Source organism: Streptomyces sp. NPDC005374 (assembly GCF_042872225.1).
GTDB lineage: Bacteria > Actinomycetota > Actinomycetes > Streptomycetales > Streptomycetaceae > Streptomyces.
This window is the reverse complement of record NZ_JBIAKA010000005.1, coordinates 392567-414504: the sequence shown is the minus strand read 5'-3', so window position 1 is coordinate 414504 and position 21938 is coordinate 392567. Positions and strand designations below refer to the sequence as shown.

General features: G+C 67.7%; 21 protein-coding genes and 1 pseudogene. 16 read left to right on the top strand and 6 right to left on the bottom strand.

Going from position 1 to position 21938, the window contains the following annotated elements:
• Nucleotides 1-233: 233 nt before the first annotated feature.
• A complete protein-coding gene (locus ACFYRX_RS15675; protein WP_389099792.1) occupies nucleotides 234-767 on the top strand; it encodes an NUDIX hydrolase in 534 nt (177 codons plus the stop codon).
• Here ACFYRX_RS15675 and ACFYRX_RS15670 read toward each other — a convergent pair.
• Nucleotides 745-2085 carry a hypothetical protein gene (locus ACFYRX_RS15670; protein WP_389099790.1) on the bottom strand — a complete coding sequence of 447 codons (1341 nt, stop codon included), beginning with the start codon at nucleotides 2083-2085 and terminating at the stop codon, nucleotides 745-747. The genes ACFYRX_RS15675 and ACFYRX_RS15670 overlap by 23 nt on opposite strands.
• Before the next feature lie 113 nt (nucleotides 2086-2198).
• Here ACFYRX_RS15670 and ACFYRX_RS15665 point away from each other — a divergent pair, with 113 nt between their 5' ends.
• The 3 genes from ACFYRX_RS15665 to ACFYRX_RS15655 all read left to right on the top strand — a co-directional run bounded on the left by ACFYRX_RS15665 (nucleotide 2199) and on the right by ACFYRX_RS15655 (nucleotide 4012).
• The gene (locus ACFYRX_RS15665) at nucleotides 2199-2441 is read left to right on the top strand and encodes a hypothetical protein (protein WP_389099788.1); all 243 of its coding nucleotides are present in this window, start codon (nucleotides 2199-2201) and stop codon (nucleotides 2439-2441) included.
• Nucleotides 2442-2636: 195 nt separating this feature from the next.
• Complete coding sequence (locus tag ACFYRX_RS15660) at nucleotides 2637-3098, top strand: glycine-rich domain-containing protein (protein WP_389099786.1); 462 nt, start codon at nucleotides 2637-2639, stop codon at nucleotides 3096-3098.
• A gap of 71 nt (nucleotides 3099-3169) precedes the next feature.
• Nucleotides 3170-4012: a protein kinase gene (locus tag ACFYRX_RS15655; RefSeq protein WP_389099784.1), complete on the top strand. Its 843-nt coding sequence runs from the start codon at nucleotides 3170-3172 to the stop codon at nucleotides 4010-4012.
• A 909-nt stretch (nucleotides 4013-4921) separates the two neighbouring features.
• Here the strand turns inward: ACFYRX_RS15655 and ACFYRX_RS15650 are convergent.
• Nucleotides 4922-5404, bottom strand: coding sequence for a GntR family transcriptional regulator (locus ACFYRX_RS15650; protein ID WP_389099782.1), 483 nt, complete (start codon nucleotides 5402-5404; stop codon nucleotides 4922-4924).
• Between the two features lie 171 nt (nucleotides 5405-5575).
• On the opposite strand from ACFYRX_RS15650, the gene ACFYRX_RS15645 reads away from it, so the two are divergent.
• From ACFYRX_RS15645 to ACFYRX_RS15615, 7 genes and pseudogenes are all read left to right on the top strand, one after another.
• Nucleotides 5576-5926, top strand: coding sequence for a hypothetical protein (locus ACFYRX_RS15645; protein ID WP_389099780.1), 351 nt, complete (start codon nucleotides 5576-5578; stop codon nucleotides 5924-5926).
• Nucleotides 5923-6135: a hypothetical protein gene (locus ACFYRX_RS15640; protein ID WP_389099778.1), complete on the top strand. Its 213-nt coding sequence runs from the start codon at nucleotides 5923-5925 to the stop codon at nucleotides 6133-6135. The genes ACFYRX_RS15645 and ACFYRX_RS15640 overlap by 4 nt, the downstream gene beginning before the upstream one ends.
• Entirely contained in the window at nucleotides 6132-7538 is a 1407-nt protein-coding gene (locus tag ACFYRX_RS15635; RefSeq protein WP_389099776.1) for a cell division protein FtsK, read from the top strand. The genes ACFYRX_RS15640 and ACFYRX_RS15635 overlap by 4 nt, the downstream gene beginning before the upstream one ends.
• Before the next feature lie 55 nt (nucleotides 7539-7593).
• Nucleotides 7594-7836, top strand: a pseudogene (locus tag ACFYRX_RS15630) (DUF2637 domain-containing protein); the annotation flags it as partial.
• A gap of 606 nt (nucleotides 7837-8442) precedes the next feature.
• The gene (locus ACFYRX_RS15625) at nucleotides 8443-9906 is read left to right on the top strand and encodes a replication initiator (protein ID WP_389100016.1); all 1464 of its coding nucleotides are present in this window, start codon (nucleotides 8443-8445) and stop codon (nucleotides 9904-9906) included.
• Nucleotides 9903-10109, top strand: a complete 207-nt coding sequence (locus ACFYRX_RS15620; RefSeq protein WP_389099774.1) for a helix-turn-helix transcriptional regulator — start codon at nucleotides 9903-9905, stop codon at nucleotides 10107-10109. The genes ACFYRX_RS15625 and ACFYRX_RS15620 overlap by 4 nt, the downstream gene beginning before the upstream one ends.
• Nucleotides 10103-11488, top strand: coding sequence for a tyrosine-type recombinase/integrase (locus ACFYRX_RS15615; RefSeq protein WP_389099772.1), 1386 nt, complete (start codon nucleotides 10103-10105; stop codon nucleotides 11486-11488). Before ACFYRX_RS15620 ends, ACFYRX_RS15615 begins: the two co-directional genes overlap by 7 nt.
• A 45-nt stretch (nucleotides 11489-11533) precedes the next feature.
• On the opposite strand, the gene ACFYRX_RS15610 is transcribed toward ACFYRX_RS15615, so the two are convergent.
• Nucleotides 11534-12544 carry a pentapeptide repeat-containing protein gene (locus ACFYRX_RS15610; protein WP_389099770.1) on the bottom strand — a complete coding sequence of 337 codons (1011 nt, stop codon included), beginning with the start codon at nucleotides 12542-12544 and terminating at the stop codon, nucleotides 11534-11536.
• 383 nt (nucleotides 12545-12927) lie between these two features.
• Here ACFYRX_RS15610 and ACFYRX_RS15605 point away from each other — a divergent pair, with 383 nt between their 5' ends.
• The gene (locus ACFYRX_RS15605; protein WP_389099768.1) at nucleotides 12928-13491 is read left to right on the top strand and encodes a hypothetical protein; all 564 of its coding nucleotides are present in this window, start codon (nucleotides 12928-12930) and stop codon (nucleotides 13489-13491) included.
• 411 nt (nucleotides 13492-13902) lie between these two features.
• On the opposite strand, the gene ACFYRX_RS15600 is transcribed toward ACFYRX_RS15605, so the two are convergent.
• A complete protein-coding gene (locus ACFYRX_RS15600) occupies nucleotides 13903-15375 on the bottom strand; it encodes a S1C family serine protease (protein ID WP_389099766.1) in 1473 nt (490 codons plus the stop codon).
• A 258-nt stretch (nucleotides 15376-15633) separates the two neighbouring features.
• On the opposite strand from ACFYRX_RS15600, the gene ACFYRX_RS15595 reads away from it, so the two are divergent.
• The 3 genes from ACFYRX_RS15595 to ACFYRX_RS15585 all read left to right on the top strand — a co-directional run bounded on the left by ACFYRX_RS15595 (nucleotide 15634) and on the right by ACFYRX_RS15585 (nucleotide 18357).
• On the top strand, nucleotides 15634-16461 hold the full coding sequence (locus ACFYRX_RS15595; protein WP_389099764.1) for a glycerophosphodiester phosphodiesterase: 828 nt from the start codon (nucleotides 15634-15636) through the stop codon (nucleotides 16459-16461).
• A gap of 58 nt (nucleotides 16462-16519) precedes the next feature.
• The gene (locus ACFYRX_RS15590) at nucleotides 16520-17158 is read left to right on the top strand and encodes an ATP-binding protein (protein WP_389099762.1); all 639 of its coding nucleotides are present in this window, start codon (nucleotides 16520-16522) and stop codon (nucleotides 17156-17158) included.
• Nucleotides 17159-17391: 233 nt separating this feature from the next.
• Nucleotides 17392-18357: a DUF5926 family protein gene (locus ACFYRX_RS15585; RefSeq protein WP_389099760.1), complete on the top strand. Its 966-nt coding sequence runs from the start codon at nucleotides 17392-17394 to the stop codon at nucleotides 18355-18357.
• Nucleotides 18358-18602: 245 nt separating this feature from the next.
• Here the strand turns inward: ACFYRX_RS15585 and ACFYRX_RS15580 are convergent, their stop codons facing one another.
• Both ACFYRX_RS15580 and ACFYRX_RS15575 read right to left on the bottom strand, forming a co-directional pair.
• Entirely contained in the window at nucleotides 18603-19232 is a 630-nt protein-coding gene (locus ACFYRX_RS15580) for a hypothetical protein (protein WP_389099758.1), read from the bottom strand.
• A gap of 56 nt (nucleotides 19233-19288) precedes the next feature.
• Nucleotides 19289-19954, bottom strand: a complete 666-nt coding sequence (locus ACFYRX_RS15575; RefSeq protein ID WP_389099756.1) for a bifunctional DNA primase/polymerase — start codon at nucleotides 19952-19954, stop codon at nucleotides 19289-19291.
• A 452-nt stretch (nucleotides 19955-20406) separates the two neighbouring features.
• Here ACFYRX_RS15575 and ACFYRX_RS15570 point away from each other — a divergent pair, with 452 nt between their 5' ends.
• Nucleotides 20407-21918 carry a PP2C family protein-serine/threonine phosphatase gene (locus ACFYRX_RS15570; protein WP_389099754.1) on the top strand — a complete coding sequence of 504 codons (1512 nt, stop codon included), beginning with the start codon at nucleotides 20407-20409 and terminating at the stop codon, nucleotides 21916-21918.
• Nucleotides 21919-21938 lie beyond the last annotated feature (20 nt).

The window sequence follows — 21938 nt, the reverse complement described above, 5'->3', positions numbered from 1 at the left end:
GTCGCGATCAGAGTGCCGTCGACGATGACGATCAGGAAGTCGATCAGGGCCACCAGAAAGTGGCGTAAGCCCGGCGTCCAAGCGGCTAGGACCTCCCTTACGCTTGGCCCTTCCAGCCAGAGCGCGGGCCACCCGCAGGGCATCTCGTCAAGGTGACGCAAAAAGGATCGAACGTGCCCCCCGCCTCCGGATCGGTCTGAGATCCTGGAGTCCGATCGAGAGGGGTCGCAGGTATGGAGTGGAAGACGCACGGTGAGCGGCAGATCTACACGAACAAGTGGGTGAACCTGTGTCTGGTCGACGTCCAGCAGCCTGACGGGCGCAGGTGGGAGTACCACGTCGTTCGCCTGCGGCACCTGGCCGTGGCTGCTGTGGTCAACGACCGCCAAGAGGTTCTGATGATGTGGCGGCACCGCTTCATCACCGACTCGTGGGCCTGGGAGTTGCCCATGGGCCTGGTCGAGGACGGTGAGACGCCCGAAGAGGCCGCAGGCCGCGAAGTACTGGAAGAGACAGGCTGGCGTCCGGGCCCCATCAAGCCCCTGATCTACGCCGAGCCGGCCAACGGGATCACCGACTCGCAGCACCACGTCTTCCGGATCGACGGCGCAACCTACGCCGGGCCCCCCACGGAGAAGAACGAGTCCGACCGCATCGAGTGGATTCCCCTCTCTGAGGTGCGGGGCATGATCGACCGGCGCGAGGTCGTCAGCAGCGGCTCGCTCGTCGGCCTGCTCTACCTGCTCATGGATGAAGCGATCCGCTGACCGGCGGGAGGAGTGCCCGTAGCCGCGCCTCGAAGGCCAGCGCTACGGGCTCCTGCCTGTGTGGGGCCAACTGGTCGTAGAACTCCCTGAGATGGCCGGACACCCGCTCGGAAGCCACTGCTGACGCCGGTTCCAGTGCTTGCGTGGCGGTGTTGCATGCCTGGTCGAGCTTGCCCTGATCCAGCTGGGTTCGGGCAAGCCAGAATGAATGGAACGCCCGGCCGCGCTGGTTGGTGTGGGCCTCACGCCGCAACGCGTCCGCGATCAAGGGTTCGGCGGTCGCTGCTTCGCCCAACCGGCCGTGCGCAATCCCCGTGTCCACGACCAACTTCGTCTCGTCGAAGTACGACACCCAAGACGGGTCCGGATCGCTCGCCCGAATCAGCTCGAAATGGCGGTGCGCCTCCCCGATAGACCGGTGAGTGGAGTCCCGGTTGCCGAGGGTGGCGTGAGCGAAGGCTTCGCGTATCGACAGCATGGACAGAACCCGTGGGGTGGTGTCGACGGCCGAGCGGGCCTGGTCCTGGGCAGCCGTCACGAAGGCCAGAGAGTCGGCGGGCTTGTCCTGGTACGTGCCCTGCAAGCTCATGCAGGCAAGGACGTTGGCCATGAACTGGCGGTCGTCGATCTCCTTGGCCAGTTGCAGGGCCTCGGTGAAGTACGCGCGGGCCTGGTTGTACTGGCGGGCATCGAAGTAGGTCCAGCCGGTAAGGCGTGCCAGCTCGGCCGCGATTCCGTACAGGCCGTGCTGGATGGAAGGCGGTCGGTTCTCCTTCAAGAGACCGACGACATGGCGGAGTTGGCCGACGATGGCCGGCCGCAACGCCTCGCCTCCGTGCTGGTCGTCGCGTCGCCAGTAGTCCTCGATGGAGGAGCGGAAGGCTTCGAGTGTTGCCGCGCTCAGGCTCGTTCGCGTGGCCAGGGCCAGGATGCTGTCCACATCAGGACCAGGTAGAGCCGCGGGAGTGTCGGGCTCGGGGACTGGCTCCTGGGGAGCCTCTCGCTCGGTGACCACGAGAGCCTGAGGTGTCTCCCACACTCGACGGGCAAGCCCGAGCATGTGCCCTGGAATGCGCAAGCCGTCCGCGATGCGCTCGACGACGTCCATGTGCTGCAACTGGCGTTGGCCTGCGATGACTTCACCGACGCGGCTCGGGGTCAGCTCACAGCGCCTGGCGATCATGGACGGATAGATGCCCGCCTTGATCTTCACCAGACGGAAGACTCTGGCGAAGTCCCGCACTCGACACGCGTCGATCATCTCGGGGTCGGTGAGCAGCCTGGCTGGCAGTTCCTGCGGCCGGTCTGCGTCGGGCATCGGCAAGCTCCCACACTGCGAGGGCTACGCAACGTCGCTGATTCTCTACTTCCCGCGATATTACCCAAGTTGGGTAATCAGCCTGACCTTTTGGCAGGGGCCCCCGGATCGCGATGCTCCTTTCCATGGCGAGCAACCAGCAGACCAGACCAGGCATCGGTGAACTGGCGAAGGACAGCGCCCGCGACCGGATCGGCGTCGTCATGGGTGCGCTCGGCGGTCGGGTGCAGATGAGGCCGATCGGCGGCGGCACGGAATGGGACGTCATGCCGGACAACGTGGTGGCGCCGAGTCCACGGGAGGAACTGAGCGCGCGCCTGGCTATCAAGAACGGCAACAGCCGGGGTGGGCTGTGATGCGCGCTGTCGGCCGGTACGCAGGGGTCCTGCTCGTGATCGTGATCAGCGGCTCGTGCGGCCTGGTGATCGGTATGGCTCTCGCCATGGGCCAGTAGACGGGCCGCCTCGGACGGGCGCCAATTCCCCGGCTCCCCTTCCCCGTTCGGGGCTGGCCATCCAAACCACGCACCGCCACACACAAGGAGTACTCGCATGACGGCAACGGCGAACGATCTGAAGACCGGTCGCGCGGTGGCTGGTGAGGAGTTGTTCGAGAGCCTCGCCCACTTCGTGGTCGTCCACAACCGGCAGTCACCCGAGCGCGCCGAGCGGATCGCGGACCAGGCGGTCGCCTTCCTGGTCACCGCGGCCACGGCAAACGTCCCCATGGTCCCGTCGGACGACGTGGACCTCGGCCTGCACGCGCTGATCCTGCACACGAAGGAGTACGCGGGACTGTGCGAGCGGTACGCGGGCCGTTTCCTGCACCACAACCCGAAGCCGGGCGGCGGGCCCCGCGACCTGCTGAAGGTCATCACCGCAGCGCGCGCCATGAAGGCGGCCGGGTTCATGGTCTTCGACGACCTGTGGACCGTGGACGGCACGAACCTCGCGCAGTGCGACTCGGACTGCGGCCGTCCGTACGGTCAGGACTACCAGGACTACCAGGACTAGTCAGACGACAGCAGCGACGCGGCCGGCCTCGATTCATGGTCGGCCGCGTTCGCCCGGAAGGAGAACAGACGTTGTCCGGGTCACCCCCTGAACTGCCGATCGTGGTGCTCGACGCACTCATGCCCACGGCCCAGAACCTGGTCCTCAACCGCCGGGGCTCAATGGTCTGGGAGGTACAGAGCCGTCGGGGCCACTACGCCGTGAAAGTCGGCTATCCGATCGAGGCCACTGCCGAGTGGCCCGCCCAGCCCTGGACCGCCCTCGCCCCCGCACGTGAGGGGGCCGTCCTGCTGCGCCTCGGCCTGGTCGACCTCGCGTACGGCGAATGGGAACACGGAACCTGGAACTTCCAGCCGTGGCACGAAGGGCCGGACCTGTACCAACTCTGGGAACCGTGTCGCCGACCAGGATCGTCGATCGACCCGCACATCAGCGTGGCAATGGGGTGCGTCGAAGCGCTGGCCGAACTCCACGCCAAGGGCTGGGCGCACGGTGACGTACAGCCCGCCCACTTCATCATCGGGCCGGAACGAACGCACCTCATCGACCTCGCCTTTGCCCATGGCGGGAACGTGCCCGAAGGCTACGACTTCCCGTTCCGCGGCTGTCTCGTCCACTACGAAGCGCCAGAGATCGCCCGCAGCGTGCTCGACACAGGGGAAGCCGAACCGACATCGGAAGCCGACATCTACGCGCTCGGCGCCTCCCTGCTCATCTCCGCCACGGGGTGGCGGGCCGTCGAGTATCCGGACGACGCTCCACGCTCAGTCCAGAGAGAGGCGGTGGCCGATGGCCGACGTCGACCGGTCAAGGTGCCCGGTGAGCTGGGCAATTTGGTCGACGCGATGCTCAGTCGCATCCCCGAGGACCGGCCGACCATTTTCGAGGTGGGCAAGGCCTTGAACTCCCTCTGAGATCCGCCCACCCAACACAGCTCATACAGCAAAGACCAAGAACCAAAGACCGGACCACCCCTCAGCCTCGACAGCATTCCGGGTGGTCCGGTCGCGGAAGCCCTGATCAGGACCCCGGTGCCGATGGTACCGGGGCGGTTGGCATGCCTTGATTCGGGTGCTCCCGCAACCCCGGTGCTGCGATGTCGAGTTAGAGAGGGCTCTGACCTGAGACACCGAAAGTCAGCCACGACGACGGGTGCGCCGAACGAACACCCGCCACGTGTGTTTCCAGCAACCCCCCGCCCACCTCAGCCACGCTTCCACCATGCGTCACGGCGCTCCGCTCCGTCCTCGCCTGCGCGTCGTCGACGAAGCAGCCTGGCTCCTGTGCTCCGCCTGCGGCTTGTTGGTCGCTGGGCTGTGGAACGTGGCTGTTCGGGCGGCATGGCCAGGCTTGGCCTGGGCCGGTCTGCTCCTGGTGCTCGGAGTCGTCGAGTTGCTTCCCGCTCTGGTTGTCCGCCTTGGTCGGGCTGCGCGCTGAGCGGGTGGGGCCGCCGGAGCGGTGGCGGAGACAAGGAGCAGCGGCGGCCCCTGGCCGCCAGCGCGCGCGGGCCGCCGCAGGCGGGCCGCCTTGATCCAGTAAAGAAACTCTGAACAGCACCGCAGGCCAGTAGTCGATCAACCTGGGAGAGACACGGATGCCGTGGGCAAGCCCCGACGGTTCGAGCAAGTGCGGCACGGAACGACGGCACCGCGGCAGGCGGGAAGCGATGACCAAGCGCATACCGGACAACGAAATGGGGTCGACCAGCATTCAGGCCGGGGACACGGATCAGGTAGTCGCACTGATCGAGGAGATGCGGGCCATGGTCGCCCGCCTCACCAAGGAGACCAGGGAGTTGCGAGAGGAAGTGGTCCGGTTCAGGACTACGGCTTCGGCTGCTGAGCTGCCTTCAGCTCCTCGACCTCACGCCGAAGTTCCTGATGATCGGCGCTGAGAACACGGATCTCGTCACGTAGTGCGGTGAGTACCTCGGCAAGGGTGGTCCCGGCGGCTTCGACGTCGTCGGGCTCTCCCTCTCCCTGGCTTGCCTGGCCGGGACTCTCACTCTTGTTCGCCAAATACCAGGCTGGAGCGTTGTAGTTGGCCGAGAGCTCCCCGCCGGCGCTGTGGTCGGCGACGAAGCTGCCCCGCCCGTGGATCGTGTAGATCAAGCCCTCGTCGCGCAGCACGTTGAGCGCGGACCTGGCGGTCATGTTGGCCACACCGAAGCGGTCCTGCAGTTCGCGGATGGACGGCATCTGCTCGCCCGGCTTGATCCGCCCCTGCAAGATGTCGCGCCGAATCTCGTCGGCAGCGTGCTGGTACGGCGGCCGACGGTCCTGCTTGCTCTCTGGCGCGGGGCTCATGGCCCAAGAGTAGCGATTCTTAGCACCCCTAGCACACCCCACTGACATAGGTGGCCTATGTCAGTTGACATCTAGCTCACCCGATTCACTTGACTCTGCTAGGTCTGCTATGTTCAATGGAGATCACGCTCCACCGACCTGGTGGAGCGCAACCGAGAGGAATCAACTCCCATGGCACGCATCCGTGTTGGCCTGCTCCCCACTGCTTCGTTCATGGTCGGCACCCTGCCGGTGCCGAAGTACGCGGACCAGGAGAAGACGCAGTTCGCCACCGACCGTGAGACCGGCGCGAAGCTCTACACGATCACCCTCTTCTTCATGGAAGAGGACCGTGCCGAGGCCCTGAAGATCACCGTCCCGGAAACCGGTCTCCCCAACGGCCTCCGGCCGGGTGTCCCGGTCATGCCGGTGGAGCTGTTCGCCACTCCGTGGGCGCGCATCTTCAACGGCTCGCTCTCGGACGGCATCGCCTACCGCGCGGGTCGGCTTGACCTGGTGGCCCCGGCCTCTGAGGCGGCGTGAGCAACACCGATCTCCGGTCCGGCGCTGAGCGCAGCTACCCGCTGTCTCACGCCGGACCGGATGCCCGGTTCACCGAATCGCTCGTGACCTCGGTGGCGGCCGTGCTCGTCGCCTACGGCTTCCCCCGCCTCGACACGTCGGCGGATCGGGCGGCCCTCGAATCGGCCCTCGCGGCCTTCCTCTACAACCCACTGGAGAGCAACACATGAAGGATCCGAACGCACCGGCGCAAGGGATCTTCGGTCAGGTCCCGCTCGTCGTCGCCCTGGTGCTCACCGTGCTCGTCGGCTGGGCAGTCTGGTGGGTGGTCCGCTTCGTGCGCGCCGATGCCATGACCCGGCAGTCCATACGGCAGGCCATACGCGTGCGGTGGGGCTGGAAGCGGCTCGCACCGATGCTCAAGCTGTCGGCCACGGACAAGACACCGACCGCGCTGGCGTCACTGGCGAACACGAACGGCAAGCCGATCAAGCCACGCGTCCTCATCCCCGCCCTGAAGGTGAAGCACGACGCGTATGGAGTGATCGCGCGGGCGCAGTGCCTGCCTGGCGTAGGGCTCCAGCAATTTCAAAAGGCGGGCCCGCATCTGGCCGACGCCTGGCGGTGTACGCGCGTGGCAGTCACCCAGGACCAGCCTGGGCAGGTCCTCATCAGGGGTGTGCGACTGGACCCACTGAAGTTCCCCACCGAGCACCACCCCACGGGTGAGCCACCCGAGGAGACAGCCCAGTGGGATCTGGGCTTGGACGAGTACGCACAGCCCGTGTCCGTGAACCTCACACAGGTGCCCGGTGTGACCGTGGCCGGCCTTCCCGGCTTCGGCAAGACCAGCCTGATCAACCGGCTCCTCTCCGACTGGGCACCCTCGCCCGCAGTGCAGTTCGCCTGCGCGGACGGCAAGGTCTCTGCCGCCTATGAAGGCGACTACGCGGACTGGGTACAGCGCATGTTCGCCTTCGTGGGGGATGACCTGGAAGAGGCCAACAAGCTGTTCCGGCACCTGGTGGAGCTCCGCCGCGCCCGGTCGGCGTCGGTGCGCCAAGTGCTCGGCGTGAAGTCCATGTGGGACGTCGGCCCTTCCGAGAACTGGCCCCTGGTCGTACTGATCGTCGACGAAGCGCACACCTACTTCCGCGACCACAAGGGCAGCGACCAGCAGACGAAGAAGCTGGCCGCGCTCGCCGCCGAGAACGCCCGCCTCGTGGAAGACCTGGTGAAGAAGGGCCGGTCCGTGGGCCTGCTCATCATCCTCACCACTCAGAAGTCCACCGGCGACGCGATCCCCACCTTCATCCGCGACGTGTGTCCCGTGGGCCTGAGCTTCGCCCAGAAGACCGCCGAAGCCGCCGTGGCCGCGCTCGGCGACGAGATCCGGGAATGGCCGGACGCCAACCCGATCAACCTCCAGGACCCCACCTACGTCGGCGTCGCATCGATGAACCACCAGTCGCAACCCGGCTTCACCCGCATCCGTACGCCCTACGTGCCCGACGCGGAAGCGGCGCGCGTCGCCGAACAGACGGCCGACCTAACCGCTGACCCGTACGCCCTCCTCGAAACCTTCCTCGGCCCTCGCATGACGGACGTGGACCTCACCAAGCTCGACGCCTGAGCAACCTGAACAACCGCGCTCGTACGTCCGACACCCGAGAGAGGAGGTGAAAACAATGACAGAGGACCGGATCACTCAGCGCACCATCACCGCCGTCATGATCGTCATTGCCGCGCTGGCATTCGTCTTCTCCTTCGGCAACGTCTGGTCCCTCGCCCTGCGCCTCGGCGTCCCTGGCCCGATCGCACCGCTCATCGCCCCGATAGTGGACCTGTCCGTGGTCGGCCTCCTGATCGCGCTCCGCTACCTCGCCCTGCACGGCCTCCCTGCCGAGCAGATGACGGCCGCCACACGCCTCATGCACTTCTCCGGACTGCTGACCCTCGCCCTCAACGTCGCCGAACCGGTCGTCGCCGGACACTACGGCCGCGCCGCCGTCGACGCGGTGGCCCCGCTGCTCCTCCTCGGCTGGGGCTCTGTCGGCCCGCAACTCCTGCGCGCCTTCCACACCGTTGCGCGCCCCGCCGTACCGACTCCGCCGCTGTGCGCGACCGAGTCGGAGCCTGAGACGGCTTCTGATACCTCCCGCCCTGCGGCGCCGCTCATCGTTCCGGCCCCGGCCGCGGTCACTCCTCAGATCGCCCCGGCTCCCGCTTCGCCCGCAGCCAAGGTTCCTGAGCCGCTGCTCCCGAAGCACGCTCCATCGCGACGTCCCACCGCACCGAGCACGGCGAACCGATCACGGCAGCACAGCTCAAGACGCGACTCGGGATCGGCCTGCCCATGGCCTCCGCGCTGCACGCCGCTCTGTAGCGGCTGCACCCCTCCGCCGGCCTCTCCGGCACTTCCCACTGCCGCCCGCCCCTGGGCCCGACCTGCCATGCCTGCGGGCAGCAGCCCGAGCGCACTGAATCGCTGCTGCCCGCAGGCCCACCTTCGTGCCAGAAAGGACTCCCCGCCACTCATGCGCCGCCCCCTCGACCTGCGCCACGTCATCAGCCCCGGCCTGCGGGACCTGGTCGAACTGGCCAACACGGACGACTTCGACCGAGTCACCGAACAGGTCCGCGACCTTCGCGGCTGCACCAGCCCCGTCAACCTGCACGGCTGGACGCTCACCACCGACCAGACCACCCAGCAAGTCGTCCGCTCCTACCGCTCCGAGGACGAACCCTCCGGGCGCCTCCTCACCACCTGCGGCAACCGCCGCGCCTCCCGCTGCCCCGCCTGCTCCCGCCTCTACGCCGCCGACACCTACCACCTGATCAAGGCCGGACTGTCCGGGGGCAAGAACGTCGCCGAAGCCGTCCGCGACCACCCCCGTGCATTCGTCACCCTCACCGCCCCGTCCTTCGGACCCGTCCACAACCGCCCGACGACCGACGCGGGCAAGCCCCGCCCCTGCGCGTGCGGCGAAAGCCACCCCCAAGACGCTCCCGAACTCGGCACCCCACTCCGTCCAACAAGCTACGACTACGCCGGAGCCGTGCTGTGGAACGCTCATGCCGGGGCCCTGTGGGCACGCTTCACCACCTACCTGCGCCGCGCCCTCGCCGAGCACCTCGGCATGACGCAGAAGGCACTCAACACGGCTCTCCGCGTCTCCTTCGCCAAGGTCGCCGAATACCAGCAACGCGGCCTCGTCCACTTCCATGCGGTCGTCCGCTTCGACGGTCCCGACGGCCACACCACCTCGCCCCCGGCCTGGGCGACCTTCGACGCCCTCCGGGTCGCTGTCGGCCTGGCGGTCGAGCGGGCCCGGCTCACGGTCGAGTCGGACGCGGTCGGCGAACGCGTCATCCGGTGGGGCGACCGCTTCAAGGTGGACCAGATCTCCGCCCTGGGAGACGGCGAACTCACAGACGCCAAGGTCGCCGGATACGTCGCCAAGTACGCCACGAAGAACGCCGAGGGCGCAGGCACGGTGGACCGCACCCTCGTATGCCGCCCCTGCGCCGGACGCGGCTACGTGCGCGGCCCGGACGCCTTCCGCGACTTGTGCGCCGACTGCGACGGCACCGGCCAAGCCGAACCCCTCACGGATCTGCCCGTCCAGCAGCACTCCCGCCAGATGATCCGCACCGCCTGGGCCCTCGGCCACCTCCCCGAGTTCGCCCACCTCAAGCTCTGGAAGTGGGCCCACATGCTCGGCTTCCGCGGCCACTTCTCCAGCAAGTCACGCGCCTACTCGACCACCCTCGGCGCCCTCCGCGACGTACGCCGTGCCTGGCGCACGGCTCAAGCCGAAGCCGCCCGCATCCGGGCCGGCCTCCCCATCGACGACGAGAACACCACCCTCGTCACCGCCTCTTCCTGGACGTACCTCAGCAGCGGCTACAGCCCCGGCGAAGAACTCCTCGCTGCCCAGGTCCGCCACGACAGAACCCTTTCCGAACGCCTCAAGTCCGAAGGAGCCCCCTGGCTGTGACCACTCCGACCACCGCCGAAAAGCGAACGCTGACGCTGGTCGAAGCTCTCGCCGAGATCCGGGTCTCTCGCGCCGCCTTCTACCGAATGCGTGCTCGCGGCCAGGCGCCGAAACACCTGAAGCTCCCCAACGGCCAGATACGAATACGCCGGGCCGACCTCGACGCCTGGTTCGACGGTTGCGAGGTGCAGGAAGCATGCTGACCTACGACGTCCAGATCTGGGGCATCCGGAAACGGCCCAACCGCGCGGCGGCACACCAACTCCGTTGGCGCGTCGGTCCCCGCCCCTTCTCCAAGAGCTACAAGATCAAGGCTCAGGCCGACGGGCGACGCTCGGAACTGCTGACCGCCCTGCGCAATCGCGAGCAGTTCGACACGGAAACCGGCCTGCCCGCCTCGGAGGTCCAGGCGCTCAACTCCTCCACCTGGTACGCCCACACCCGCGCGTACGCCGAGATGAAGTGGCCCGGCGCCTCGGCCAAGCACCGCGCGAGCATCGCTGACACGCTGGCCACCATCACGCCGAAGCTGGTCAAGGACAACCGTGGGGCCCCAGCTCCGAAGGTGCTCCGGATCGCTCTCTATTCGTGGGTCTACCGGTTCGTCCTCGGCGATGACGGCACGCTGAGGCCCCGTCTCGACGTCGAAGAGCCTCCTGCCGACATCGTGGCCGCGCTGGACTGGATCGGCCGGAAGTCCGTGGACATCAACGAACTCAACACGCCCTCCGTGGTCCGTACGGCGCTCGACGCGCTGAAGCTGAAGCAGGACGGCACGGCCGCTGCCGAGAACACGGTGAACCGCAAGCGAACGGTCTTCAGCAACTGTCTCCGGTACGCGGTGGAGAAGGAGTTGCTGACGACGCTACCGCTCGACAAGGTCGACTGGCTCCCGCCCGAGACGGACGACGAGATCGACTTCAGGTTTGTCCCTGGTCCCAAGCTGGCGAAGGCACTGATCGATGCGGTCGGCGAGCAGGGCGAACGCGGCCGGCACCTGATGGCGTTCTTCGGCTGTCTCTACTATGCAGCCAACCGTCCTGGTGAAGCGGCCGGTCTCCGCGAGGCCGACTTCAGCCTTCCCACCGAAGGCTGGGGGGAAGTTCTGCTCTCCACGAGCATGCCGCGAGTCGGCTCAGGGTGGACCGACACAGGCGAGTCGTTCGATAGGCGTGGCTTGAAGAAGCGGGCCCGAAAGGCAACACGGACCGTCCCAATTCCCCCGGTCCTCGTGCGTCTGATTCGCGAGCACATCAAGGAGTTCGGTACTACTGAAGACGGACGGCTATTCCGTGCCGCCCAGGGCGGTCACCTTCTGTCCAAGGAGTACGGGGCGTTGTGGAAGGCCGCCCGGTTTGCAGTGCTTGTGGGGTCCGATGCGTCCTCGCCGCTGGCTGACGTGCCGTACTCCCTCCGTCACGCTGGCGTCTCCCTCTGGCTGGAGTCGGGTGTCTCTCCGGCGGAAGTCGCTCGCCGGGCAGGACACAGCATCGCGGTCCTGTTCCGGTTCTATGCCAAGGCCATCCACCGCAACCAGCAGCGCGCCAACCAGCAGATCGAGCAGGCTCTGAACGGCGCGTAAAACTAACATTCACCACTCTGGATCAGATTACGTCCCAGTCAAGATCTAAATCTTCCAGCATTTATAACCGCCGCCATCATAGGGCGTCACTTCACCTATCGATTCGGGGAGCTTGGTTTTGTCATCAATGAATGCTTTCTCAAGCTGACTCGCCTTCAGACCTTTCACATCAGAAAGGTCAGCTCCCCTCAAATTGGCATAGTCCAGCCTCGCACCCCTCATCAGCGCGCCCTGAAGTTTCGCGTTTTGCAAATTAGCCCCCGTAAGAATGGCGTATCGCAGGTTAGTTCTATTGACAGAGCCGCCATCCTTGAGACTATTACTGGAAATATCCGCCCAGCTTAGATTGGCACAAGTGAGTATCGCCTCACTAAAGTCAACGTTACGCAAATTAGTACTGGAGCCACTGGCATCCAAGCCAGCCAAGTTTGCCCGATGGAATAGGGCTTTCGGTAGCTGAATGGCTCGCAGATTGGCATTCACCAGATAGACCTCGTCGAGCCTAAGCCTGCGGGCCTCTCCTTGTAGATTTATCCTTCCCAAGGCGATCATCGCGGCAAGGATGTCCGCACGAGGCCTATCTCCCCTCTGCCGTTTCATCTCCTCCTGGGACACCGGGCGGGGACTATTACTGCGCGCAAACGCCGAGATTGCCTGAATTATGGTATCGCGATCGCGCTCTGAATCTTGAGACACGCGCGCCAGGGCGAACATAGCAGCGGCGCGCACGGATGGATCCTTGTTACCGAGCTGATCCACAGCCTTAGCATAGCGATCGGTTATTTGCGCATCACGTTGCGCATCGAGATTCTCATAAGCCTGCTTAGCTGCGATAGCGCTGGCTGCTAGGGTCCCGGCAAGAAGGAGACCTCCAGCCGCTTGAATCAGCGTCTGCCTAACCGCATTTCGTGCCTCAAGTTTATCCTTCTCATCAGAAAGATTCTTGAGACTCCTCCCTCCGACTAGCGCAGCTATCGGCACTAGCAGGAGGTACAGAAAAATCAGCGTCCCAACGATTACCAGGACAATTATCTCGACTATCGTCCTCGCATCCACATCTAGCTCCTACCATCCAGACGCCCATCACGGCGCTACATCCTGCACTTTTTCACATGAACGCGGAAGATATAGTCGCGAAATTTGGCAAAAATGCACTCCGTATCACCCGCTCAGCGCGGCTACGGATTAGGCAATGCAAGATGGCCGATCCAATGGCAACTCCTATCTGCGCCCCGTGCAATCATGAGCGCACGAAGAAATAAATCGAGCGACCCGTCGCCACAAAGAGGTAGGCGGCATGGATTTCTAGGCAACTGGCGCCATTTTTGGCCCAGGCCAGAGAGGCGGTGACGCATTCAATTATCGTCTTGCCTTGGGTTCCGCGCAATTCAGAGCCAGGGAGCAACCAGGTGCCTTCAGCACGAGTACCCTGCCTCGCTATGAACTGGATCGTGAACGCGCTTCTAGCACTCGTGGCCGGCAGTGTCGGCAGTGTGGTATTCGTGCCAGCTACCCAGCGTCTGGGAGAAGTCGCGAAGGCCCGCTACGCCGCCGAACGGCAGCTGCACGGAATCCTGCGCTCCTACAGGCAGGAGCTGGAATATCAGTACGACCGTTGCCTTGCCGAACAGCACGGTTACCCACTGGAGTTCGCCGCCCTAGACGGGCAAGAGGCACTGGCCGAGACTGCACTGCATGGCCTGACAGATTTGGCGAAGCGCAACGCAAGGAAGATGCGCGAGGACTTGCTGTTGTTGGTCGGTCCTACGATGTTGGCCTTCGCGGAGCGCCGCATGTACGTGGCAGCCGATGTCAGGGTGGGCGAAACCGAGGAGGCCCGCCTTGAGTTGTTGCTACGGCGAGTTACACGCGAGCCCGACCGCTTCTGTGAGGGTCACCTCCAAAGGCTGCTGTCGGAGCAGAACAACCCCGATGAGCACACTGAGCACTATCAGCAGGCGCTCGCGATCCTGGACCGCATGGCATACCGCGTCGCGCCGTAGCGGGCCCACAAGAGACCACAAGTGGCAAAGCTCGGCTGGCCGAAGACCGTCTTGGCGCTGTCCTGAGGATGGTCCACGCTCCGAACCGCAGAAGGTCGCAAACCAGCAGGTACGCCTCTCATTTCAGCCGCACCTTGGTCCACACCCGGTCCACCCGTACTGATCCACACCGCGACGATGCCGGATCAAGGTGAGACAGCCTCAAACCGAAGGGGCGCCTCTCAGCGAGAGACACCCCTTTTGACCAGCACGTCTGTGACCTGCGGATGCAGTTGCATTCGAGCCTGTGGGGACGCTTTCACGTCCTCACGTTTTTCAAGACCGTTCCCTTAGGCCGCTCGGGCAACCCACCCCGCGCCGTCGGTGAGGACGGCGCGGGGAACAGAGTAACGGGTCAGGGCGTGCCGGCGGTCAGCTGTCGCCCGTGCGGGAGCCGAGGGTGAGGTCGACCGTGTGGGTCTTGCCGTCCCGTTCGTAGGTGATCTTGACCTTGTCGCCGGGCTTGTGGGTCCAGATCTCGCCGATCAGGGTGGGGCCGGAGTCGATGACCGAGTCGTCGAGCTTGGTGATGACGTCGCCGGGCTTGAGGCCGGCCTTGGCCGCGGGGCCGCCCGACTCGACCGAGGCGGAGCCGCCGGCGCCCTCGGTGGTGATCTTCGCGCCGCCCGAGGAGTCGTCCAGGGAGACGGATGCGCCGATCTTGGCGTAGACGGGCTTGCCGGTCGCGATCAGCTGCTGGGCGACGTACTTGGCCTGGTTGATCGGGATGGCGAAGCCGAGGCCGATCGAGCCGGACTGGCTGGTGCCGCCGAGGCCACCGCTGCTGCTGGACTGGATCGCGGAGTTGATGCCGATCACGTTGCCCTGGGCGTCCAGCAGCGGGCCGCCCGAGTTGCCCGGGTTGATCGAGGCGTCGGTCTGCAGGGCGCTCATGTACGAGGCGTTCGAGCCGCTGCCGTCGCTGGAGGCGACCGGGCGGTTCTTCGCGCTGATGATGCCCGTCGTGACGGTGTTGGAGAGACCGAAGGGGGCGCCGATCGCGATCGTGGAGTCGCCGACCGCCACCTGGTCGGAGTTGCCCAGGGTGAGCGGCTTGAGGTCGCTCGGCGCGTTCTTGAGCTTGATCACCGCCACGTCGTAGCCCTGTGCGTGGCCCACCACCTCGGCGTCGTACTTCTTGCCGCTCGGGAAGGTCGCGGTGAGCTTGCCGCCGTCGACCGCGTCGGCCACCACATGGTTGTTGGTGACGATGTGGCCCTGGGTGTCGAAGACGAACCCGGTGCCGGTGCCGCCCTCACCGCTGGTGGACTCGGCCTCGATGGTCACCGTGCTGGGCAGGGCCTTCTGTGCCACGCCCGCGACGGTGCCGGCGTCCCGCTTGACGCTGCCGCCGCTGTCGGAGGCGGAGAGGGTGGTCGAGGAGCCGTCGTCGTGGTTCTTGGCCAGGGTGTACCCGAGACCGCCGCCGAGGCCGCCGGCGACCAGCGCGGCCACCAGGATCGCGGCGACGAGGCCACCGCGGCCCTTCGGCTTCGGGGCGGGCTGCTGGTAGGCCGCGCCCCAGGCACCTCCCGCGCCACCGGCACCCGCGTCGGCGTACGACGGCGTGACCGGGGCCTGCGGCGGCGGCCAGGAGCCCTCGGGGCCGTGGTGCTGGGGGGCGCCGGCAGCGCCCTCCCCCGAGGCGTACGCCGGAGCCTGTCCGGCGTGGACGAGTTCCGGTGCCTGGGCGTCGCCCGCGGTGTTCGGCGGTACCGGCGGGATGGGGCTGGTGGGGGCGCCCGCGTCGGAGGCCTGGGGCGCCGAAGCCGCGGGAGCGTCCACCGGCACAGGGGGTGCGGACGGGGCCGGGGGTACCGGGGTGCCCTCGTTCTCGGTGCTCACAGCTTCTCTCCTCGGTCCACGGCTGTCGTTGTCGGGTCGCACACGGTCACGCTCGGCCAGTGCCGCTCGGTGTCCGGCGTGCGTCAGCTGTGCATGTCCTTTTGTATGCCGTCAGCTTTTCCCATGGGCCGTCAGGGCACCATAAGCGGTCCCTGTGGGTCCACGGCCGTTCTTTATATAGGCCATGCAAGACAAAAGAGGCGCAATCCATATGCCTCCGTTCGCACGCGTACCCCCTTGCGGTGGCACCATGACGCGGTGACCCACGCACGACAGCAGCTGACTCAGGTCGTCGCCCACCGCGGAGCCTCGGAAGACGCCCCCGAGCACACCCTGGCCGCGTACCGGAAAGCCATCGAGGACGGTGCGGACGCCCTCGAATGCGATGTACGTCTCACGGCGGACGGCCATCTCGTCTGCGTCCACGACCGGCGGGTCAACCGTACGTCCAACGGCCGCGGAGCGGTCTCCGCCCTGGAACTCGCCGACCTCGCCGCCCTGGACTTCAGCTCCCGCAGAGTCCGGGAGCTGTGGCGCACCCGCGACGAGGAGCCGGACTGGGTGTACCGGCCCGAGGACCGGCAGGACACCTCGGTCCTCACCCTGGAGCGGCTGCTCGAACTCGTCGCCGACGCGGGGCGACGCGTGGAGCTGGCCATCGAGACCAAGCACCCGACGCGCTGGGCGGGCCAGGTCGAGGAACGGCTGCTGGTGCTACTGAAGCGGTTCGGCCTCGACGCCCCCGCCTCGGCCGCCGAGTCGCCGATCAGGGTCATGAGTTTCTCGGCCCGTTCGCTGCATCGCGTGCGTGCCGCCTCGCCGACGCTGCCGACGGTCTATCTGCTCCAGTTCGTCTCGCCCCGGCTGCGGGACGGCCGGCTGCCCGCGGGGGTGCGGATCGCCGGGCCCTCGATCCGGATCGTGCGCAACCACCCCGGCTACATCGAGCGCCTGAAGAAGGCGGGCCACCAGGTGCACGTGTGGACCGTGAACGAGCCCGAGGACGTGGACCTCTGCGTGGACCTGGGCGTGGACGCCATCATCACCAACCGCCCGCGCGCGGTGCTCGACCGCCTGGGCCGCTGACGTCCCCTCCGTCACAGGGTGTGCCCCGGCGCGTTCGGTGTGTGTTCGACCGTGACGAATGCGTCGGCGGAACGTGACTGGCCGGTTTCCGGTACAGGCCAATGGGGCATCCACACCGTGGCGTGGGGCGAAGGAGGTTTCGGGGGTGGCGTTGGTGGTGGCACAGGAGGTGCCCGCGTCGTCGAGCATGGCCGTACCCCATGGCCCTGCGGGCGTGGGGGCAGCGAGACACCGTATGCGCGTGCAACTGCGCACAGGTGGCGTGGCGGAATCGGTCATCGACGACGCCGTTCTGATTCTTTCCGAACTCTTGAGCAACGCGTGCAAACACGGCCGGCCGCTGGGCGACGCCCTGGCCGGGGACGGTGACGTCCGGGCCGCCTGGCGGGTGGAGGCGGGCGGCAGGCTCACGGTCGAGGTGACGGACGGCGGCGGACCCACCCGCCCGGCTCCGGCCACGCCCTCGGTCACCGCGCACGGCGGACGCGGGCTCAACATCATCACCGCGCTGGCCGACGACTGGGGCGTGAGGGACGACGCCCGCGGCGAGGTCACGGTCTGGGTGGTCGTCCACGCGGACGTTCACGATCCGGACGCGGGGCACCGCCGGGACGACTTCGCGTCGCGGGTCACGGCTCCGTCGGTGTCCGCGATATCCGGCCTGGACTTCGCGGAAGCGTTCACCGATCTCGACTGATCGCCACCAGGGATCGCCACTGATCGCCCACCAGGGCGCCGGGGAGATGCCGTCCGGCGGCTGCGGCCGGTCGGCCCGCCCGCAGAGGCCTGTCGTGCCCGCGCGGCGGAACCGCACATGTGACAGCCCGCGCCCCTGAAACGTGCGGCGTTGTCCACAGGCTCCCGTCGGCCAAGTCGCGAACGGCTAGGCTCCCGCCGTACGAGACGAGCCGTAACCGGGAGACAGCCACGATGGCCAAGAAGCGACCCCAGACGAAGGCCAAGCGCCCGCAGATCACCGAGGGCGAGGTCCCGGTCGTCGGCGCCCGCGAACCCTGCCCCTGCGGAAGCGGTCGCCGCTACAAGGCCTGCCACGGCCGGGCCGCCGCGCAGGCCGCGACCGAGCTGGTGCACCGCCCGTTCGAGGGGCTGCCGGGCGAGGGCGACTGGGTGGCCCTGCGCGAGCTGGTACCCGCCGCCACGGTCGAGCTGCCCCTCAAGGGCGGCCTCCCCGAGGGCGTCCCGTCGGTCACGCTGGCCACGGTGCTGCCGATGGCCTGGCCCGCCCTGCGCCGCGACGACGGCTCGGTACTGCTCGGCCTGCAGAACGACACGGCGTCGGGCGACATCAGCCGCGACCTCGCCGACACCCTCCAGCGCGCGCTCACCGCGGCCCCGGGCACCCCGGTGGAGGGCCGCCGCGCCCCCGCCGACGGTCCGCGGCTCCAGGATCTGCTCGATCCCGAAGGCGCGTTCGAGCCAGTTGTGCACGAGGGCTTCGAGTTCTGGGTCCCTGACGCGGAGAACGCCACACCCGAGGTGACCGCCTCCCTGGAGCGGGCCAACGCCGCGGCCATCCCCACGGTCCGGCTGACCGGTGTCGACGCCGCCTACTGGTGCGAGACCCCGGACAAGAACCACCTGCGCTGGGTCATGCCGCACCCCGAGGAACAGCTTCTGGACGCGCTCGCGCGGCTGCACGCGGCCGGCAGGTCGAGTCTCGGCGAGGGCACCCGGCTCGTCGGTTCCTTCCGTGCTCACGGCCTCACCGTCCCGGTCTGGGACCTGCCGAGCGGGGTCACCGCGGAGGATGTCGAGAAGCCGGCCGCCGAGTTCGCCGAGCGGCTCGCGAGCGCGCTGGCCGCGGACGCTCCGCTGACTCCCGAGGAGCGCCGCGCCCGTGGCGGCCTCACCAACCGCCAGGTCACGCTGAGTTGACGGAGTCGGTGCGGCTGACCGGCCGGTCAGTCGCACCACTCCTTCACACTCCGACCGGGTCCGCGCACAACTCCCGCAAAAAAGCGGTGAGTCGGTGTCCGAATCAGCCATGCAGCACCGCGGTCGAATTTGCGAACGGCCGATCTCTTGTTACGGTTCCAATAGCCCGGTTGCTGGTGCATCCCCCGTCGCCAGCAACCGGGTCTTTCTGTGTCCGGGCACGCTTTACGCAACGGCTCCGCCCGTCAACTGCCCGTAGTTTCCCCGGAGTTGCTCCCGGACCGCAGCAACAGCGGTCCGCCGTCCGACCGGGCGGCGAACTCCGCGACCGCCGTGTAGTCGCCCGGCGTCCCCCGGGTCCGCTGCCGGGGTGTCTCACAGCTGTCCGGCTCGTCTCCGGCGCCGACCCCACAGTGCATCTGCACCGAGCGGGCACCTGGCCCCATGAGGCTGAGCACGGCGTCCAGCGCCGCGCCGGTCGCGTTGCGGTAGTAGGTGCGCGCCCAGGTCTCGTCGCCCTGCGTGAGCACACAGGTCTGCGCCTCGAGACCGTCGGGGGAGTTCAGTTCGGGACCGCAGCGGGCGGCGGTGGCCAGACCCAGGCCGAGCAGCAGCGGGGAGCCGGTCGCCGCCGCGGGGGGTGCCTTCTCGTCCTCGCGCGCGGAGGGCCGTACGGAAGGACGCACGAGATCACGTACGACGGCGCGCCCCTCGTCGCCCACCTGTCCCGCGGAGGCCACGGCAAGCGGGAGCGCGACCGCGCACACCACGACACCGGACAGGGCGAGCAGACGAATCCGTCGGGGGTCCCGTCCGGAGTCCGGTCCGGGGTCTCGTCGGGGTTCTTGGGGGCGTCCCCCGGAATGGCGCAGCATGAAGCGGACGATAACGACCGGGCGCGGGCGCCCGGTTCCGCCCGCGCCCGACACCCTTACAACTCGGGCGCGCTCACACCCGTACGAGTGAGGGCCTCGACCACGGCGTCCACCACGGCCTCGACGTCGGGGAGCCAGGGAGAGGCCGATCCGGGGAGCGGTGCGCGCTCCCATTCGATGTCGCCGTGGCCGGTCTCGGACGGGGGCAGGGCGAGGTAGCCGCCCTCGCCGTGGAAGCGGAGGGAGCCCGGGACGTGGTCCTGGGCGTACAGCAGTTCGCCCAGCTGCTCCAGGGAGTACGGCTTGACGAGGATCGCCCAGCGGGTCGGCGAGGCGACCACCGGGCCCAGGCGGATGCCCTTGGCGTCGAGCGCGGCCAGGGCGAGGGAGGCCGGGAGGGGCGGCAGGCTGACCGCACAGGGGGCCGTGCCACCGGTGGCCAGGACGATCGGCGCGGCGGGGCGGTTGGTCCACCACCAGCGCACCATGCGCGCGTCGGTGGTGGCCGCGAGGAGGCCGGGGTCGAAGGGGTGGGCGCCGGGAACCGTGCATTCCGGGTCGGGGCAGCCGCAGCGGGCCCGGCCCTCGGGGTCCGGTGCCACACCCGGGAGTACGGGCCACTGCCATTCCGTGGCGAAGGTCAGGGCCGCGCTGATCAATTCAGGCCTTCCGTCGCTGCGCTGGGACAGGAGCCTGCGTCGCCTTCCGAGGATCTCGCGCATGAGCGCTCGTTCCTTTCCGTTGCACCGCTGGCAACACCGAGGACCACATCACACCATGTGTCGATCTCTTCACTGTGCGTACCTGTTGGCGCATCACACCCTTGTCCGAGACAAGGGGAACCCCATACTGCGTCTATCAAAAGCATGGGCGTGGCGGGGGGTGGCGAAGTCTGGCGTTTTGCCGTCGCGCGTATTTCTCTCCGCCTCCGCCACGGGAGGATGGGGCTCGGTCGTCGGTGGTTAAGACGCCCGGGCCGGTCACCAGGTTCCGGGTGGCTGTCCACCACCCCTGGCCCTTACCGAGTACGTACCCATCACGACCGCTGTGACGCTCTGTGGAGCAAGGCCAGTCGACCTCAATACACCGTAACCCGAGGCAGTTTTGAGCCAACTTCACCCATAGGCTCGCGCTCCACCGATTACCCACGGACACCAGGAATCCCGGCAGGACAATGCTGGACATCCCCTCACGAGTGCGTGTACATGTGGAGACACTGCTAGCGGCGCAGAATGACATGGGGGTTTGCGATGCTTTTGAGCAATACGCACCGGTCGGAAAGCCGGACGCCATGAACGCACCTCACCCTCCGAAAGTGGCTGGAATCGATTCAACGGTTCCCGCACCCGCACACACTGTCGCGCCCGCGCCAGCCGCCACGGGCACCTCTTCGGTCCCCTCCCCGAACGCACCCGGCGCCCTGCTCCAGGACCGTCTCGCCGGCTGGGTCTCCGACCTCACGACCCTGCACGAACTCACCGAACGCCTCACGCGCACGGACACACTGACCGAGGCCCTGCAGGAACTGCTGCACGCGGGAGCCGCCCTCGTGGGCGCCCGGCGCGGACTCGTCGTCCTCGAACCCGCCGACGGACTGGGACCCGACACCACCCTGGGCCTGGGCCTCGCACGAGCCGACCTCGGGCACATCGAGACCGTCCCGCGCAGTTCCATGTCGTACGGGAAGATCCTCGACGGACTTCCCGGCGGCGACGGTGAGATCACCCAGCCCGACCTGCTCGCCGAGGAGGGCCTGGACCCGCGCCACCGCGAGGTCGCCGCCCGCCTGGGTTACGGGGCCTGTTACGCGCTCCCCCTGGCCACCGACGACGCCGGCCGTCTCGGTGCCGCCGTGTGGCTCTACGACGAGCCGGCCGAACCGGCCGAGCGCCAGCGACACCTCGTCGGCCTGTACGCCCGGTACGCCACCGAACACCTGGCCCGGCTCCTGGAAGTCGAGCGCACGCGCGCGTGCCTGGCGACGATGGCGGAGGAGCTGCTGCCGTCCCGGCTCCCCCGTGTCGCAGGCGTCAGGCTCGCCGCCCGGCATCGGACCGGCCCGCGCGGCGGCGGCGACTGGTACGACGCGCTGCCGCTGCCCGACGCGGCACTCGGTCTCGCGGTGGGTTCGGTGACCGGCAGCGGCGCGAGCGCCATCGCCGCGATGGGACGCCTCAGAGCGTCCCTGCGGGCGTACGCCGTGATGGAGGGCGAGGACCCGGTCGCGGTCCTGTCCGACCTGGAGCTGCTGCTGCGCCTGACCGAGCCGGCCCGCTCGGCCACCGCACTGTTCGCCTACTGCGAGCCCGCGCTGCGCAAGATCACGCTGGCCGGTGCCGGGCACTGCCCGCCGCTGCTCATCGGCGAGCGGCGCACCGAGTTCGTGGAGACCTCCGTGTCCGCGCCGCTCGGCATGCTCGCCTGCTGGGAGGCGCCGAGCGTGGAGCTGAGCGCCGAACCCGGAGAGACGGTTCTGCTGTACACCGACGGGCTGCTGCACCGCACCGGCGACCCCACCGACCGCGCCTTCGCGCGCCTGCACTCGGCGGCGGCCGGGGTGCCGAAGGGGCTGCGCGACGACCCCGGCGCCATCGCCGACCACATCCTGCGGACGGTACTGCCGGACGGGCTGGACGAGGCGGACTCCGAGGAGGACGTCGTGCTGCTGGCGGCTCACTTCGAGTAGTGGGTGGTAACAGCTCTTCC